15 protein-coding genes are annotated in these 15,434 nt (G+C 68.9%); 7 read left to right on the top strand and 8 right to left on the bottom strand.

Features of this window, described 5'->3' with window-relative positions:
- Positions 1–102: 102 nt before the first annotated feature.
- On the bottom strand, positions 103–567 hold the full coding sequence (locus E0H45_RS06820; protein ID WP_202872213.1) for a MarR family winged helix-turn-helix transcriptional regulator: 465 nt from the start codon (positions 565–567) through the stop codon (positions 103–105).
- A 78-nt stretch (positions 568–645) separates the two neighbouring features.
- Between E0H45_RS06820 and E0H45_RS06815 the strand changes: the two genes are divergently transcribed.
- A complete protein-coding gene (locus tag E0H45_RS06815; protein WP_131335386.1) occupies positions 646–1,830 on the top strand; it encodes an FAD-dependent monooxygenase in 1,185 nt (394 codons plus the stop codon).
- On the opposite strand, the gene E0H45_RS06810 is transcribed toward E0H45_RS06815, so the two are convergent.
- A complete protein-coding gene (locus E0H45_RS06810; protein ID WP_131335385.1) occupies positions 1,813–2,685 on the bottom strand; it encodes a 1,4-dihydroxy-2-naphthoate polyprenyltransferase in 873 nt (290 codons plus the stop codon). The two genes, E0H45_RS06815 and E0H45_RS06810, sit on opposite strands and share 18 nt — an antisense overlap.
- Positions 2,686–2,747: 62 nt before the next feature.
- On the opposite strand from E0H45_RS06810, the gene menE reads away from it, so the two are divergent.
- From menE to menD, 3 genes are read left to right on the top strand one after another with little or no spacing between them, the layout of a single operon-like run.
- Positions 2,748–3,839, top strand: coding sequence for an o-succinylbenzoate--CoA ligase (gene menE / locus E0H45_RS06805; protein WP_131335384.1), 1,092 nt, complete (start codon positions 2,748–2,750; stop codon positions 3,837–3,839).
- The gene (locus tag E0H45_RS06800; protein WP_131335383.1) at positions 3,836–4,762 is read left to right on the top strand and encodes an o-succinylbenzoate synthase; all 927 of its coding nucleotides are present in this window, start codon (positions 3,836–3,838) and stop codon (positions 4,760–4,762) included. The genes menE and E0H45_RS06800 overlap by 4 nt, the downstream gene beginning before the upstream one ends.
- Positions 4,759–6,399: a 2-succinyl-5-enolpyruvyl-6-hydroxy-3-cyclohexene-1-carboxylic-acid synthase gene (gene menD / locus E0H45_RS06795; protein ID WP_131335382.1), complete on the top strand. Its 1,641-nt coding sequence runs from the start codon at positions 4,759–4,761 to the stop codon at positions 6,397–6,399. The genes E0H45_RS06800 and menD overlap by 4 nt, the downstream gene beginning before the upstream one ends.
- Before the next feature lie 5 nt (positions 6,400–6,404).
- Here menD and mptB read toward each other — a convergent pair whose 3' ends face one another.
- The 4 genes from mptB to E0H45_RS06775 all read right to left on the bottom strand — a co-directional run bounded on the left by mptB (position 6,405) and on the right by E0H45_RS06775 (position 10,408).
- Positions 6,405–7,820 carry a polyprenol phosphomannose-dependent alpha 1,6 mannosyltransferase MptB gene (mptB, locus tag E0H45_RS06790; protein ID WP_131335381.1) on the bottom strand — a complete coding sequence of 472 codons (1,416 nt, stop codon included), beginning with the start codon at positions 7,818–7,820 and terminating at the stop codon, positions 6,405–6,407.
- Positions 7,821–7,860: 40 nt separating this feature from the next.
- Positions 7,861–8,625: an ABC transporter permease gene (locus E0H45_RS06785; protein ID WP_131335380.1), complete on the bottom strand. Its 765-nt coding sequence runs from the start codon at positions 8,623–8,625 to the stop codon at positions 7,861–7,863.
- On the bottom strand, positions 8,622–9,611 hold the full coding sequence (locus E0H45_RS06780; protein ID WP_202872212.1) for an ATP-binding cassette domain-containing protein: 990 nt from the start codon (positions 9,609–9,611) through the stop codon (positions 8,622–8,624). The genes E0H45_RS06785 and E0H45_RS06780 overlap by 4 nt, the downstream gene beginning before the upstream one ends.
- A 164-nt stretch (positions 9,612–9,775) precedes the next feature.
- A complete protein-coding gene (locus E0H45_RS06775; protein WP_131335379.1) occupies positions 9,776–10,408 on the bottom strand; it encodes a PadR family transcriptional regulator in 633 nt (210 codons plus the stop codon).
- Between the two features lie 56 nt (positions 10,409–10,464).
- Here E0H45_RS06775 and E0H45_RS06770 point away from each other — a divergent pair, with 56 nt between their 5' ends.
- Positions 10,465–11,286, top strand: a complete 822-nt coding sequence (locus E0H45_RS06770) for a GNAT family N-acetyltransferase (RefSeq protein WP_131335378.1) — start codon at positions 10,465–10,467, stop codon at positions 11,284–11,286.
- Here the strand turns inward: E0H45_RS06770 and E0H45_RS06765 are convergent.
- Positions 11,279–11,893: an MBL fold metallo-hydrolase gene (locus tag E0H45_RS06765; RefSeq protein WP_131335377.1), complete on the bottom strand. Its 615-nt coding sequence runs from the start codon at positions 11,891–11,893 to the stop codon at positions 11,279–11,281. The two genes, E0H45_RS06770 and E0H45_RS06765, sit on opposite strands and share 8 nt — an antisense overlap.
- Before the next feature lies 1 nt (position 11,894).
- Positions 11,895–13,175: an isochorismate synthase gene (locus E0H45_RS06760; protein ID WP_131335376.1), complete on the bottom strand. Its 1,281-nt coding sequence runs from the start codon at positions 13,173–13,175 to the stop codon at positions 11,895–11,897.
- A gap of 59 nt (positions 13,176–13,234) precedes the next feature.
- On the opposite strand from E0H45_RS06760, the gene E0H45_RS06755 reads away from it, so the two are divergent.
- Complete coding sequence (locus tag E0H45_RS06755) at positions 13,235–13,933, top strand: demethylmenaquinone methyltransferase (RefSeq protein ID WP_131335375.1); 699 nt, start codon at positions 13,235–13,237, stop codon at positions 13,931–13,933.
- A gap of 154 nt (positions 13,934–14,087) precedes the next feature.
- Positions 14,088–15,401 (top strand): geranylgeranyl reductase family protein, encoded by a 1,314-nt coding sequence (locus tag E0H45_RS06750; protein WP_131335374.1) that lies wholly within the window; start codon positions 14,088–14,090, stop codon positions 15,399–15,401.
- Positions 15,402–15,434: the final 33 nt, after the last annotated feature.

Here is a 15,434-nt window from a genome sequence, read left to right as displayed (position 1 = left end):
TCTGGTGCGGTAGCCGGCGTGGTGGTGGGGTTGGACAGGTTATTTCCTGTTCAACCCCACGCTTTCCTGGGTGTTCGGCGCGCCGGTGCGTGGGGCGGGGGCTCAGGGCTGGTTGAGGCGGGTGGTTATGTCGTCGGCCAGCTTGCCGAGGAGGCGGCCTAGTTCGGTGCGGTCGTTCTCCGGCCAGTCGGCGATTACTCCGCGGAACCAGTCGACGATTGTCGCGGTGTAGCGGTTGGCGGCTTCGGTGCCGGTTTCGGTGGCCTCTATCAGGCTGGCTCGGCGGTCGTTCGGGTCGGTGACGCGGCGGACCAGGCCGCGCTGTTCGAGGGCCTGTACCTGCCGCGTGACGTGCGGGCCGACGACCTGCATGCGGTCGGCGATCTCGCCGACGCGGAGTGCGCTGTCCGCCATCGACAGGGTCAGCAGGATCGTCATCGCCGGCCGGTCCAGTGCGAGCCCGGTCGCCTCGGTTGCCTGCTGGGTGAGCCGGCCGCGGTTGATCGCCGTACTCAACTGAGCCAGCCGCGGCAGCAATGCCAGCTCATCAGGAGAGTCAGCGGTCACTTGATTACCTACCTTAGGTATGTTTATGCTGAAGCAGCTAGCTACTTAAGGTACATACTTCTGGAAGGGATCTCCATCATGACGTCTGTGCTGATTTCCGGTGCCAGCATCGCCGGCCCAGTCCTGGCCTACTGGCTCGATCGCTACGGCTTCGAGGTGACCGTGGTCGAGAAGTCGAGTGCGATCCGCGGTGGCGGGTACCCGATCGACATCCGCGGCACCGCCCGGGACGTCGTCGACCGGATGGGCCTGCTGCCGCCTCTGCAGCAGGCGCACGTCGGGACCCGGAGGATCGCGTTCGTCGACCCCGACGGGACGCCGATCGCCGCGATGCAGCCCGAGTCGCTGGTCGGCGGCGCCGAGGGCCTGGATCTCGAGGTACGGCGCGGTGACCTGGCCGACGCGCTCTACGCCCCGATCAAGGACCGCGTCGAGTTCCGCTTCGACGACTCGGTTGCGACGCTGGACGATCGCGGTGAGCGGGTCGACGTCGTCTTCGCGAGCGGCGCTGCGCGGTCCTTCGACCTGGTTGTCGGAGCCGATGGCCTGCACTCCAACACCCGCCGGCTCGTCTTCGGTCCGGAGGAGCAGTTCCACCGGTACATCGGCTACGCGTTCGCCGGCTTCACCCTCCCCAACGACTTCGGGCTCTCGCACGAAGGTGTCGTCTGGAACGTGCCGGGCCGCGCCGCCGTCTTCTACGCCCAGGAGCCGGACCAGGCCGTGCACGGTTTCCTCACCTTCCGCCTGGAGGAACCGCCGTACGACGCTTTCCGCAACCCGCAGGCTCAGCGCGAACTGGTCGCCGCCAAGTTCCCCGAGCAGAGCTGGCACGTGCCGCGACTGGTGCAGGCGATGGGCGAGGCGGACGACCTGTTCTTCGACGTCGTCAGCCAGATCCACATGCCGACGTGGTGCCGTGGGCGGGTCGCGCTGGTCGGCGACGCGGCGTACGCGACGTCGTTCCTGTCCGGTCAGGGGTCGAGCGTCGCGCTGGTCGGCGCGTACGTGCTCGCCGGTGAGCTGGCGACGTACGCCGAGCACGCGACGGCCTTCACCGCCTACGAGCAGCGGATCCGCGGCTTCGTCGAACAGAACCAGGCCCTGGTCGGAGACGGCCGCAGCACGCTGGCGCCGGAAACCCAGGAGCTCATCGACGCACGCAACGCCGCACTCCGATCAGCAACGCCGGCCACCGCTCAAGGCCACGAAGCCCATACCGCCCTCGAACTACCGGAGTACGGCTCAGCCGCCGAGCGCTAGTCCTACGCCAAGGCCAATGGCGTAGAGGAGTTCGGTGAGGCCGGTGAACTTGAGGACGGGAATGAGCGCGGGGCCGACTGCGTCGCTGAGGATGATCCGGGTCGACTTCACGGCCAGCGGGAGTGCGATGAAGGCCAGGAGGGTCCACGGGGTGGCGATGACCGAGACCGCCGCGAGGACGAAGGCCAGGCCGATCAGCGCGGCGTAGAAGCGGCGGGAGAGCGCTGCGCCGAGGACGACGGCGAGAGTGCGCTTGCCGGTGACCGTGTCGGTCGGGATGTCGCGGAGGTTGTTGGCGACCAGGAGAGCGCACGCGATCGCACCGACCGAGACAGCGCCGGCGACGGCCGTCCAGTGCAGCGTTTCTGCTTGGGCGTACGTCGTACCGAGGACGGCGACCAGGCCGAAGAAGAGGAACACGCTGACTTCGCCGAGCGCCCGGTAGCCGTACGGCTTCTTGCCGCCGGTGTAGAACCAGGCGCCGAGCAACGACGCGGCCCCGGCGACGAGGAGCCACCACGTGGTCGTTGCACACAGCACGATGCCCAGCGCCGCGCCGATGCCGAGGCAGGTGAAGGCGGCCGTCTTGACTGCCCGCGGGGTGGCGACCTTGGAGCCGACCAGGCGGAGCGGGCCGACGCGGTTCTCGTCGGTGCCGCGGATTCCGTCGCTGTAGTCGTTGGCGTAGTTGACGCCGATCTGCAGGGCCAGCGCGACGCCGAGAGCGAGCAGTGCCTTCCACCAGACGAAGCCGTCCAGGTACGCGGCCGCGCCGGTTCCGACGAGAACGGGGGAGATCGCGGCAGGCAGGGTTCGGGGGCGGGCGCCTTCGATCCACTGGGCAGGGGTGGCCATGACCATCGATTGTGTCAGCCGGGAGCGGGGCGTCCGGAGGCGGGCCGTACGCTCGGTGTGTCATGTCTAGGTTGCGACTGGTTCCGGGGACGCCGGACGGGGTGTTGGCGGCGCTCGCCGGGGTGCTGGACGGCAGCGGTACGCCGTTTGCGCCGGTGCCGAGCGACCCGGCCGCGGCTGCACGAGTTCACGATGCAGCCAAGCCGGACGAGCCGGTCGAGGACGGCTGTGCGGTGGTGCTGACCACGTCCGGATCCTCTGGCGAGCCGAAGGGCGTGCTGCTGTCGCGGGAGGCGCTGATCGCGTCGGCGACCGCCACGCACGATCGGCTCGGCGGGCCCGGGCAGTGGCTGCTCCCGATGAAGCCGTACTTCGTGGGCGGCCTGCAGATCCTCACGCGCTCGCTGGTCGCAGGTACGACGCCTGTGCTGCTCGACGACAGCTTCACGGCGGCGGCGCGTCAATTGACCGGTGTACGCCGGTACACCGCGATGGTGCCGACGCAGCTGGCGCGCTATCTGGAGACGGATGTGGATGCGCTCCGGTCGTTCGACGCGATCATCATCGGCGGGGCGTCCACACCCGAGCTGTTGAAGGTCAAAGCCGCAGAGGCCGGCGTCAACGCGATCCCGGCGTACGGGATGACCGAGACCGGAAGCGGGTGTGTGTACGCCGGTGTGCCGTTGGACGGTACGTCGATCGACCTGGACGACGGACGCATCCTCATCAAGGGGAGCACCTTGTTCTCCGGGTACCGGTTGCGGCCGGAGCTCACCGCCGAGGTGCTGCAGGACGGGTGGTTCCGCACGCAGGATCGCGGTGAGCTCGTGGACGGGCGGCTGCGCGTGATCGGTCGCGTGGACGACGTGGTGATCTCCGGCGGAGTGAACGTCACGCTGACGACCGTGCAGGCGCGGCTGCTCGAGCATCCGAAGCTCGCGGACGCTGTAGTACTTGGGGTTCCGGACGCCGAGTGGGGGACGCGTGTGGTCGCGTTCGTAGTAGGTGAGCCGACGCGCGACGAGCTCAGGGACTGGGTCAGCCAGACCTTGCCGCGGACGTGGGCCCCGCGGGACGTCGTACAGCTGCAGGCGTTGCCGATGCTTGCTTCGGGCAAGGTGGATCGGCAGCGGTTGCTGGAGGGCGTGCGGTGATCACGTACTCGATCGGCCTCAAGAACAAGTTCCGTGGCATCACAGTGCGCGAGGGGATGCTGTATGAAGGCCCTGCGGGCTGGGCGGAGTGGAGCCCGTTCCTGGACTACGACGACGCCACCTGTGTGTCCTGGCTGCGGGCGGCGCGTGAGGCGGCCGAGGACGGCTGGCCGGCACCGGTCCGCGACCGCGTGCCCGTCAACTGCACTGTGCCGGCTGTTGGACCCGAGAGGGCCGCAGAGATCGTGAGAGCATCCGGCTGCGGTACTGCGAAGGTCAAGGTGGCCGAGCCGGGTCAGACGCTCGCTGACGACTTGGAGCGCGTCGAAGCGGTACGTGATGCGATCGGCGGCGGACAGGTGCGCATCGACGCCAACGGGCTGTGGTCGGTGGACCAAGCCGTGCAGAACCTGAAGCAGTTGCAGCGGTTCGACCTGGAGTACGTCGAGCAGCCGTGCGCGACCGTGGAGGAGTTGGCCGAGGTACGACGACGTACCGACGTACCTGTTGCGGCTGACGAGTCGATCCGCCGGGCCGAGGACCCGCTGCGGGTCAAGAAGCTCGACGCCGCGGACATCGCCGTGCTGAAGGTGCAGCCGATCGGAGGCGTCCGCGCTTGTCTGGAGATCGCTGAGCAGATTGGACTGCCCGTAGTGGTGTCGTCTGCACTGGAGACCTCAATAGGCATCGCTGCCGGCGTTGCACTCGCTGCTGCGCTTCCGGAACTGCCATACGCGTGCGGTCTGGCCACAGTCTCGATGTTCACCCAAGAGGTGGTCGCCGAGCCGCTGCTGCCCACCAACGGGTTCCTGCCGGTCCGAAGCGTCGTACCGGATCCCCAGCTGCTGGAAGCCGCACGTGCGGACGCGGACCGGACAAAGGTGTGGGAAGAACGCCTGTCCCGAGTAAGGAGTGCCGGATGAACCCGTCCACGGCTTTTGCGACTGTGGTGGTCGACGAACTGATCCGCTGCGGTGTACGCGAGGCCGTGGTGTCGCCCGGCTCCCGCAGCGCCCCACTGGCTCTGGCACTCGCAGCCGCCGACCGCGACGGGCGGCTCCGACTGCATGTGCGGATCGACGAGCGTACGGCGGGATTCCTGGCCATCGGCCTGATGCGGGGCAGTGGTCTACCGGTGCCGGTGGTGACCACCTCAGGTACTGCGGTAGCGAACCTGCACCCGGCTGTGCTCGAGGCGTCGCACAGCGGGCTCCCGCTGATCGTGCTGAGCGCGGACCGGCCACCTGCCCTGAGAGGCAGCGGTGCGAACCAGACGACCGACCAGATCAAGGTGTTCGGCTCTGCGGTCCGCCTGTTCCACGAAATGGGTACGCCGGTCCGTGAGATCGGGCAGGTCGCGTACTGGCGCTCGCAGGTGGCCAGAGCCGTGGCTACGGCAGTAGGTGCCCGCACCGCCGACCCGGGGCCAGTGCAGCTCAACTGTCCGTTCTCGGAGCCGCTGATCCCGACAGAGGGACCAGAGTGGCCTGAGCCGCTGAGCGGACGCAGCACCGGCCCGTGGACCTCCATTCACGCCGCAGCGGGCCGTCCGGCAGCTGTGTCGCCCGGACCGAAGACAGTGGTCGTCGCGGGCGATGGTGCGTCACAGTCCGCGCGGTTGGCGGCGGAGGCCGGGCAGTGGCCGTTGTTCGCGGAGCCGTCGAGCCGGGCGCGGACCGGTCCGTCGGTCATCCCGGCGTACCGGTTGTTGCTGCAGGCAAGCGCTCTGGCCGGCGAGATCGAGCGCGTGGTGGTCTACGGCCACCCGACGTTGTCGCGGCCGGTCTCGAAGCTGTTGGCGCGGCCGGACGTCGAGGTGATCGTGGTGTCACCGACCGGGCTGTGGCCGGACCCGGCGCGCCGCGCCAAGTCCGTGGTGACGGCGCTCGAGGTCACCGCGCCGGACTCCACCGACTGGCTGGCGCGCTGGCAGCACGCCGACCAGCTGGCCCGTCCCGAGATCGACAAGGTCCTCGCGGACGGCCTCAGCGGGCCGCGTGTCGCAGCCCTGGTCGGCGAGGCGGTCGGCGCCGACGGCATGCTCGTCGTCGCCTCCTCGAACCCGATCCGCGACCTCGACCTCGCCCCGATCGTCCCGATCCGCACCATCGCCAACCGCGGCCTGGCCGGTATCGACGGCACGATCTCGACCGCGATCGGCGCCGCCCTCGCGAACGCCGGCCCGACGCACGCCCTGATCGGCGATCTCGCCTTCCTGCACGACTGCAACGGGCTCGTGATCGGGCCGGACGAGGCCCGCCCCGACCTGCGGATCGTGATCGTGAACGACAACGGCGGCGGGATCTTCTCCACGCTGGAGCAAGGCGATCCGACGCACGCGACCCACTTCGAGCGCATCTTCGGTACGCCGCACAACGTCGACCTCGGCGCACTGTGCGCGGCCAGCGGTACGGCGTACACGCTGGTGCAGACCGTCGACGAGTTGCGAGCCGCGCTGACGCCCACGGTCGCCGGCCTGGACGTGGTCGAGGTGCGGATCTCCCGGGACGCTCACCGGCCGCTCGGCGCGGCGATGGTCGCGGCGCTCAAGCGGCTGTAAGGCGCTCAAGCAGCTGTAACAGGGACCTTCCGCGCCGGCTGCAGCGTCCGGAGGTGGCTGAGCAGCGTCAATGCCATCGCGATCACCAGCGCGGTCGTCGTGAGGATCGGGATCGTCGCGCCGCGCAGTGACGAGTTGAGCGGAGCGGCGATCGTGAAGATCAGGCTGACCGCGGTGATGATCGTGGTCAGCCGCCGTCCGGGGCGTGCCACGGCCAGGAACGGCAGGCACCAGAGGAAGTACCAGTCGTGCGCGCTCGGCCCGAGTACGACGACCGCGAGCAGTGCGACCCCGACAGCCCTTGCCGCGTAGTGGATCGACGACCGGAGACTCAGCCACGCAATCAGACCGAGTGCGGCGACCATGCCGACCAGGCGGACGATCTGCAGTGCCTGTGCGGCCGCAGTGTCCTCTCCTAGCCAGCCCAGTACGCCGGAAGCCGCCATACCGATCAGGTTGGCGATGGAGAAGGGTGAACGGACCAGCCCGGGTACGTCGAGCGCACCGAGCCACCCGGAGCCCACACCGGTCAGTGCACCGATGGTGACGAGCGTCAGTACCGACACCGCGCCCGCAATGACCAGACTGGCGAACCGGAGCACCCGTCCGGCCAGTGGGCTCATCACTGCGGCGATGGCGATCACCACCAGTCCACCCGGGAGCTTCACTGCGGCCGCTACACCGGCCACGACTGCCGCCGTACCCCAGCGACCAGTCAGAGCCAGTGCGAACGCACTGCTGGCCAGCCCGAGCATCAGTACGTCGTTGTGGGCCGCGCCGATGCCGTGGGTGATCAGCATGGGGTTCAGTACGACCAGCCAGGTGGCGAAAGCCGGGTCGACGCGACATGCGCTCGCCAACCGCGGCACGGCCCAGGCGATGAGGACTATGCCCAGTACGGCGAGGAGGCGGTGCGCCAGCATCAGCACGTACGGGTCCATGGTGAGGTGAGCGACCAGACCGCCGTACGCGAGTGGCAGGGGACCGTACGGCGCAGGTGTCTGCATCCACATCGGGTCGACGGCCTCGATGATGTGGCCGGACAGTACGCCGGGACCCACGTCGTACGGGTTGTAGCCCTCGGCGACCAGTGCGCCCTGGGCCGCGTAGCTCCAGGCGTCGCGGCTGAACAGAGGCGGAGCCAGCAGGAGCGGTGCGCTCCAGCATGCCGTCATACGGAGCAGTGGGAGGCGTTCGCCGGCTATGACTCGTTTGCCCACGGTCAGCCAGGCCCAGGCCATCAGCCCGAGCCCAGCGACCATGAACGTCAACCCGACCATCCGGCCGGGCAAGGATTGCCGCAGGTCGCCGGTGATCGGTAGCGCGGCGACCCAGGAGGACGCCGGCACCACAGACGTCACCAAGCTCGCCAGCGCGACTACGACAGAGCCGACGACCCCACGGACCATCGGCGAGCGCATGGCCGGACCGTAGCCCGGCCATGCAACGCATCGATGAACATCAAGCGGATTCCTTGCGGAACGTTCGTGCGCCGACAGCCAGTCCGATGACGGTCAGCAGGACCACCCAGAACAGGCCCCAGAGCGACGACGAGCTGCTGATGTCGCCGCGGAACAGGGCGCGGACACCGTTGACCACGTGCTTCAGCGGGCTGATGTCGGACAGCCGCTGCAGCCACGTCGGACCGATCTGCATCGGCAGCAGGATGCCGGACAGCAGCAGGAGCGGCATGGCGATGCCGTTCAGCAGCGGTGCCAGTGCGTCCTCGCTCTTCGTGATGAGCGCGACCGAGTACGACAGCGAGGCGAACGTGGCGCCGAGGAGCGCGACGATCACCAGCGAGAGCAGCACGCCGGCCCACGGTGCACGCAGACCGAGCGGCAGCGCTGCGAGCAGCAGGAGGATCGACTGGACCACGAGTACGACGACGTCCCGCAGTACTCGCCCTGCCATCAGCGCGATCCGGGAGGCCGGGGTGACACGGTCGGCCTCGATCACGCCGGCCCGGTACTCCGCGATCAGGCCGAAGCCGACGAACATCGCGCCGAACATGCCGAGCTGCACGATCAGGCCGGGAATGAAGACCTGGTAGGCGTTCGTGGTGGCGCCCTGGCTGATCTGGGCGGTGATCGGCTTGAGCAGCGGGCCGAACAGGAACAGGTACATCAGCGGCTGGCTGAGCATCAGGATCGACCACATCGGGTTCCGCAGCGACAGCCGCATCGCGCGGTGGAAAACGATCCAGGTCTCCCGCAGGACATTCACGCCGCGGTCTCCTTCTTCTCGTCGGTCCCGGTCGCGTCCTCGTCCCGGAGGGAACGGCCGGTCATGGTCAGGAACACGTCGTCGAGCGTCGGCCGGTGGACCTCGACGCCGTGCAACTCGATGCCCTGGGCATCGATCGAACGGAGCAGCGCGGGCAGCACCGAACCGCCGCGCGGGATCCGGAAACCGACCACGTCGTCCTCGGTCTCGACGTCAACCGCCCCTTCGAGTTCGCGGACGATCTTCATCACCGCCGTCGCCTGGGAGGTGTCCGCGATACTCAGCCGGACGGCGTCCCCGGAGACCTGCTGCTTGAGGTTCTCCGGCGTACCCGAGGCGACGATCTTGCCGTGGTCGATGACCAGGATCCGGTCACAGAGCGCGTCCGCCTCGTCCAGGTAGTGCGTGGTCAGGAAGATCGTCGCGCCGCGGTCGCGGAGGCCGCGGATGTGCTCCCAGAGGTTGGCGCGCGCCTGCGGGTCGAGGCCCGTGGTCGGCTCGTCCAGGAAGATCAGCTTCGGGTCGTGGATCAGGCCCATCACGATGTCGAGGCGCCGGCGCTGCCCGCCGGACAGCGTCTTGCACTGGCGGCGCCACAGGCCCGGGAGGTCGAGCTCCTCGAACAGGCGCTGCCCGTCCGCCGCCGCCTTCGCCTTCGGTACGCCGTACAGCCGGGCGTGATCGACGACCTCGTCGCCGGCGACCGCCTCGGGCAGGGTGGAGCCGCTCTGCGGGACGTACCCGATGCCGCGCCGGACGCCCACCGGGTCCTTCGCGAGATCACATCCGGCCACCGTCGCGGTCCCCGCCGTCGGCTGGATCAGGGTCGCCAGCATCCGCAGCGTCGTGGTCTTACCGGCCCCGTTCGGGCCCAGAAAGCCGACGATCTCCCCGTCGGCCACCTCAAGGTCTACTCCCTGTACCGCCTGCACAGGGCCCCGCTTCGTCTTGAACGTCCGCACCAGCCCGCGAGCCTCAATCATCATGCGGGCCAGTCTGACTAATCAACATTGACTAGTCAATCTTGATTACCACAACCCTCAACCCCAACTTTGAGAAGCCACCGACCGTTTCGGGACCGCGAAAATGATCGGTGGCTTCTCAAAGTCGAGCGCGGAAGTGGGTGGGTGGGGGGTGGGGTGGGTGGGGGTTAGGGGGTAGGGGGGGCGTCGGGGATCTCGCCCCAGTGGGTGACCATGCCGGGGTAGGGCTCCCAGTCGGCGGTTTCGCCGGCGAACGCGTAGGCGCCGGCGCGGATGCGGTCGAGGAACTCGCGGGTCCACCGGAGCTCGCCGCCGTCGCGGGCGGAGGTGATCCGGAACATCTCGACCACGTGGTTCGGGGTGGCCGGGTCCTCGAGGATGTGGCGTTCGGAGTACGGCTCGGCCTTCAGCCAGGACTCCAGCTGGCTGATCCGGGCCTCCAGCGCGGCGATCACCTCGTCGCGGCGCAGCGACCACATGAAGCTGATCGTGGCCTGCATCTTGTCGGGATGGAACCCGTCGACGGTCCACAGCATGCCGCGCAGCAGCGAGAAGTACTCCGTCTCGCCGTCCGCGGTCAGCTTGTACGACGTACGCCCGGGGCGATGTGCGCCGTCCTGCGCGAGTTCCTGGAGGTACCCGTGCTTCGCCAGCGTGCGCAGCCCCGTGTAGATCGAGCCGGGGTTGACGTTCGCCCACGCCTCCACGTTCCAGGTCAGCAGCTCACGCCGCAGCTGGTACCCGTAGGCCGGCTGGAAGATCCGCACAACCCCGAGGAGCAACAACCGCGTGGTGGACATGCTCGCAGTGTAAATCCGGACGACCGGTCCGGTGGCGCAGGCGTACGCTCCCGGACATGGACGTCCGTGTGACCAGCGATCCACAGGCCTTCGAGCAGGCCGTGTTCCCTTTTCTGCAACAGGATCCGGTGCTGAACAACCTGGTCATGACCGTCGTCCACGAGCGGGCGACCGGCCGGATGAGTGAAACCGAGCCGTCGTACTACGTCTCGGTGCACGACCCGGACGTGGTCGGCGTCGCGATGCGCACCCCGGGGCGCTACGTGTATCTCGGCGCGCTGCGCGAGGACTTCGCGGAGCCGGTCGCCGACGCGTTGGCCGACGTACTGCCGGAGGTCCCCGGTGTTGCGGGGGATCGACCCGTGGTGACCCGGTTCGGCAAGCGGTGGTGTGAGCACCGTGGCGGCCGGGCGACTGAAGTGCGGGGCACCCGGTTGCACAAACTGATCGAGCTCACGCCGCTCGAAGCCGACGCCGGTGAGCCGCGGCCGATGGCGGGGGACGAGGTCGACCTGGTCGCAGCCTGGGGCAAGGACGGGTTCGCTGAAGAGCTGACCATCGGCCACCGCGAGTGGGCCGAGCGGCACCTGGCGCACGAGAGCATGCTGATCTGGGAGGTCGACGGCGAGCCGGTCAGCATGGTCGGCTTCCATCAGCCGGTCTTCGGCGTCAGCCGGGTCGGCCCGGTCTACACACCTCCGGAGCGGCGTAGACACGGGTACGCCGGTGCGCTGACCAGTCACGTGACGGCGATGATCCTTGCCGATGGCAACCAGGCCTGCCTGTTCACCGACCTCGCGAACCCGACCTCCAACAAGATCTACCACCAGGCGGGTTACCGCCCGGTGGCCGACTTCGTCGAAGCGGAGTTCAGTTGATCTCGAGGGATTGACCGGGGGTGAGGCCGTGGTACGGGCGGCCGCCGGCCTCGCCGATCCAGCGCTCCATCATGCCGAGGCCGATGTCGCTGAGCAGGGCGTTGTGGATGCCGACGGTCTGCTCCGCCTTGATCGAGCGCGCGTACTCGACGGCCGGGGCGACCGAGAACCACGGGCCGGAGATCGGCACCAGGTTGGTGTGCACCTCGCGGTCCGGCTGGGTGAACGAGTCGCCCGGGTGGTAGACCGCGTCGTCGACCAGGTAGCCGATGTTCTCGCACGGTACGCCGAGCTCGGGCAGGATCACCGCGTGATCCTTGCCGTAGGCACGGACCGCGAAACCGGCCGCGTCGAACGACTGACCGTCCGACACCACCGTGACCCGCTCGTCGTTCAGCTCGGCCGCGACACCGGCGGTGGTGAAGACCGGCACCTGCAAACCGCGCAGCCGCTCGACGTCGACGTGGTCGGGGTGCTCGTGCGTGACCAGCACCGCATCCGCCTTCTCGAAGGCCGCGTCCTCGGAGAACGTGCCCGGGTCGATCAGCAGCACCTTCCCGTCCTTCTCCAGGCGGACACAGGCGTGTGCGAACTTGGTAAGCCTCAACTCAGTCTCCCAACGCGTCTCTCATCGGCACCAGCTTGGCGTTCGTCTCGGCCAGTTCGGCATCCGGGTCGGAACCCGCCACGATGCCGGCGCCGGCGAACAGGCGCATCCGGCGCGGCTCCTCCGGGTCGGCCTGGCCGCAGCGCAGCGCGATGCACCACTCGCCGTCGCCGGACGCGTCCAGCCATCCGACCGGTCCGCTGAACCGGCCGCGCTGCATGCCCTCGATCTCACCGATCAGGTCCCGGGCGACCGGTGTCGGCGTACCGCAGACGGCCGCGGACGGGTGCAGGGCGGCGGCGAGGCCGAGCGCGGACGCGCCGTTGTTCGCGACACCGGCGACGTCGGTGGCCAGGTGCATCACGTTCGGCAGGTGCAGCACGAACGGGGTCTCCGGCACGTTCATCGACGTGCAGTGCGGCTCCAGCGCCTCGGCGACCGAGCGGACCGCGAACTCGTGTTCCTCGAGGTCCTTCGACGACCGGGCCAGCGACGCGGCCAGCGCCAGGTCGTGCTCGTCGTCGCCGGTACGGCGGATGGTCCCGGCCAGCACGCGGGACGTGATCAGGCCCTTCTCCCGGCGTACCAGCAGCTCCGGGGTGGCGCCGATCAGGCCGTCCACGGAGAACGTCCAGCAGTTCGGGTACGACGTCGCGAGCCGGTGCAGCGGCCAGCGCAGATCGATCGGCTGCTCGGCGATCGCGATCAGGTCGCGGGCCAGCACCACCTTGTCGAGCTCGCCGGCGGTGATCCGGCGGACCGCGTCGGCGACGATGCTCGACCAGTCCGTCCCGGTCCGGGCGCCGTCCGCGAACGTCACGTCGTACACCGGCGACGGCTCGTGGACGACCAGCTCGGGCGGCGCGCCCAGCGAGCTGGCCGGCGAGATCGTGGTCACCCAGGTGGTGTCGCCGCGGCGGCCGACGATCACGTCGGGGACCACCAGCTCACCCGGGTCCTGGTCGGTGAAACCGAAGGAGCCGAAGCAGACCAGCCCGGAGCCCGGTACGCCGACCTCGTCGCGGACCACCGCGGCCGACGTCAGCTCCTGCCACCAGGTCATGGCCTCCTGGAAGCGGTTGCCACCGGCAACGTCCAGCCGGGCGGCGACGCCCCAGCCGACATGGCCGTCGCCCCGCCGTACCCACGCGAGTCCGCCCTCGTCCGGCAGATGGTCCAGCAGTTGCGCCGAGACCCCGTCCACCGCCTGACTGCGAACCACCAACTGCGGTGCGGGGCCTCGGGTCGCGAGGGCCGCACGGCTACCTGGAGATGCACTCACGAGATGCAAGCGTATGCCTCCCGTCCGGCCGACTCCCCCTCGCGTGATGAACTAGACAGGTGACGCGCGCAGATCTGAGCAAGGACCCGCAGGCCGTGGCGGCCATGTTCGACAACGTGGCCGAGGGGTACGACCGGACCAACGCGGTCGCGACGATGGGGCTGGAGAAGCTGTACTGGCGGCCCGCGACGCTGACCGCGATCGCGCCGCGGAAGGGGATGAAGATCCTCGATCTGGCGGCCGGGACCGGCGCGTCCAGCATCAATCTGCGCGAGGCCGGCGCCGAAGTGGTGTCCTGTGACTTCTCGGTCGGCATGCTCCGGGTCGGCAAGCGCCGGCACCCCGAGCTGGACCTGGTCGCGGGCGACGCGCTGCGGCTGCCGTTCGCCGATGACACGTTCGACGTGGTGACGATCTCCTGGGCGCTGCGGAACGTGAACGACGTCGGCGCCGCGCTGCAGGAGATGCTGCGGGTGACCCGGCCCGGCGGACGGCTCGTCGTACTGGAGCAGTCGCACCCGACCTGGAAGCCGTTCCGGGTCGTGTACCTGGAGTACATGATGCGGGCGGTGCCGGCGGTGGCGAAGGTGGTGTCGACCAATCCGGAGGCGTACGAGTACCTGGCGGAGTCGACGCGCGCCTGGCTGCCCCAGGAGCCGCTGGCCCGGGCGATCGAGGGCGCCGGGTGGACCCGCGTCGAGTGGCGGAACCTGACCGGCGGCCTGGTGGCCATTCACCGGGCCGTGAAGGCCAGTTAATTACGCAACGGAAATTATGCGTAATTGGCTTGCCTGCAAGGAGGTTGGGGCGAGTTTCGTGTCCATGTCAGGCAGTCCTAGACTATCGAGTGAAGAGGGCTCGTGAACAACTTCACGAGCGCACACGCCCCCTAAGAACATCCAGGCCGGAGAGATGAGCGAGAGCGTGCCGAGCGGGCAGCAGGCGGAGACCGCCGATGTGATCGTCGTCGGTGCCGGACCCGCCGGATCGGCGGCGGCGTACCACCTGGCGAACGCCGGGCTGGACGTCCTGCTGCTGGAGAAGACCGCGTTCCCGCGGGAAAAGGTGTGCGGCGACGGGCTCACCCCGCGCGGCACCAAGCAGCTCATCAACATGGGCATCGACATCTCCGAAGAGGCCGGCTGGATCCGGAACTACGGACTCCGCATCCAGGGCGCCGGGCACGTCCTGCAGCTCGACTGGCCGGATCTGGCCAGCCACCCGAACTACGGCCTGACCCGGAACCGGATGGACTTCGACGAGATGCTCGCCCGGCAGGCCGAGAAGGCCGGGGCGCGGCTGCGGGAGCGGACCAACGTGACCGGCCCGATCCTGGACGCCAAGGGCGACATCGTCGGCGTCACCGCGAAGCCGGTCGACGACAACGGCCGCCGGGCCGGCGGCGACGTCGAGTACCGGGCGCCACTGGTGATGGCGGCCGACGGCAACTCGTCCCGGCTGAGCATCGCGATGGGCCTGCACAAGCGCGACGACCGCCCGATGGGTGTCGCCGTACGGACGTACTTCACCAGCCCGCGGACCGACGACGACTACCTCGAGTCCTGGCTGGAGCTGTGGGCCGACGACCCGAAGCAGCCCGGTGGCCGCGTGCTGCTTCCCGGCTACGGCTGGATCTTCGGGATGGGCGACGGCACGGTCAACGTCGGCCTCGGCATCCTGAACACCTCGGACGCGTTCGGCAAGGTCGACTACGCCGACCTGCTGAAGCAGTGGCTCAAGGTCACACCCGAGGAGTGGCAGTTCCGGGACGAGTTCCAGACCATCCCGATCCGGGGCGCCGCGCTGCCGATGGGCTTCAACCGGCAGCCGCACTACACCCGCGGCCTGATGCTGCTCGGCGACGCCGGCGGCATGGTCAACCCGTTCAACGGCGAGGGCATCCCGTACGCGATGGAGTCCGGGGCGTTCGCCGCCGAGGTCGCCGCCCAGGCGCTGCACCGGCAGCCGAACCAGCGGGAACGCGCACTGTCGGCGTACCCGAAGGCGCTGAAGCAGGAGTACGGCGGCTACTACACGCTCGGCCGGATCTTCGTGAAGCTGATCGGAAATCCGGAGGTGATGCGGCTCTGCACGAAGTACGGTCTGCCGCGCACCACCTTGATGAAGTTCACCCTGAAGTTGCTCGCCAACCTCACCGACCCGCGGGACGGGGACGTGATGGACAAGATCATCAACGGCCTCACCAAGCTCGCCCCCGCCGCCTGACCGGCGGGGCGAGTGAGCGCAGCCACAGCGGTA

It is taken from the genome of Kribbella soli, from assembly GCF_004331345.1.
In the GTDB taxonomy this organism is placed as follows: Bacteria; Actinomycetota; Actinomycetes; order Propionibacteriales; family Kribbellaceae; genus Kribbella; species Kribbella soli.
Note: the sequence above shows the minus strand (reverse complement) of the source record. Positions and strands in the feature narration are given on the sequence as shown.

Coding starts and splice junctions, on each gene's coding strand:
- menE (WP_131335384.1), top strand. CDS start 2,748: ATGTCTAGGTTGCGACTGGTTCCGGGGACGCCGGACGGGGTGTTGGCG.
- mptB (WP_131335381.1), bottom strand. CDS start 7,820: ATGCGCTCGCCGATGGTCCGTGGGGTCGTCGGCTCTGTCGTAGTCGCG.
- E0H45_RS06810 (WP_131335385.1), bottom strand. CDS start 2,685: ATGGCCACCCCTGCCCAGTGGATCGAAGGCGCCCGCCCCCGAACCCTG.
- E0H45_RS06750 (WP_131335374.1), top strand. CDS start 14,088: ATGAGCGAGAGCGTGCCGAGCGGGCAGCAGGCGGAGACCGCCGATGTG.
- E0H45_RS06780 (WP_202872212.1), bottom strand. CDS start 9,611: ATGATGATTGAGGCTCGCGGGCTGGTGCGGACGTTCAAGACGAAGCGG.
- E0H45_RS06815 (WP_131335386.1), top strand. CDS start 646: ATGACGTCTGTGCTGATTTCCGGTGCCAGCATCGCCGGCCCAGTCCTG.
- E0H45_RS06775 (WP_131335379.1), bottom strand. CDS start 10,408: ATGTCCACCACGCGGTTGTTGCTCCTCGGGGTTGTGCGGATCTTCCAG.
- E0H45_RS06770 (WP_131335378.1), top strand. CDS start 10,465: ATGGACGTCCGTGTGACCAGCGATCCACAGGCCTTCGAGCAGGCCGTG.
- menD (WP_131335382.1), top strand. CDS start 4,759: ATGAACCCGTCCACGGCTTTTGCGACTGTGGTGGTCGACGAACTGATC.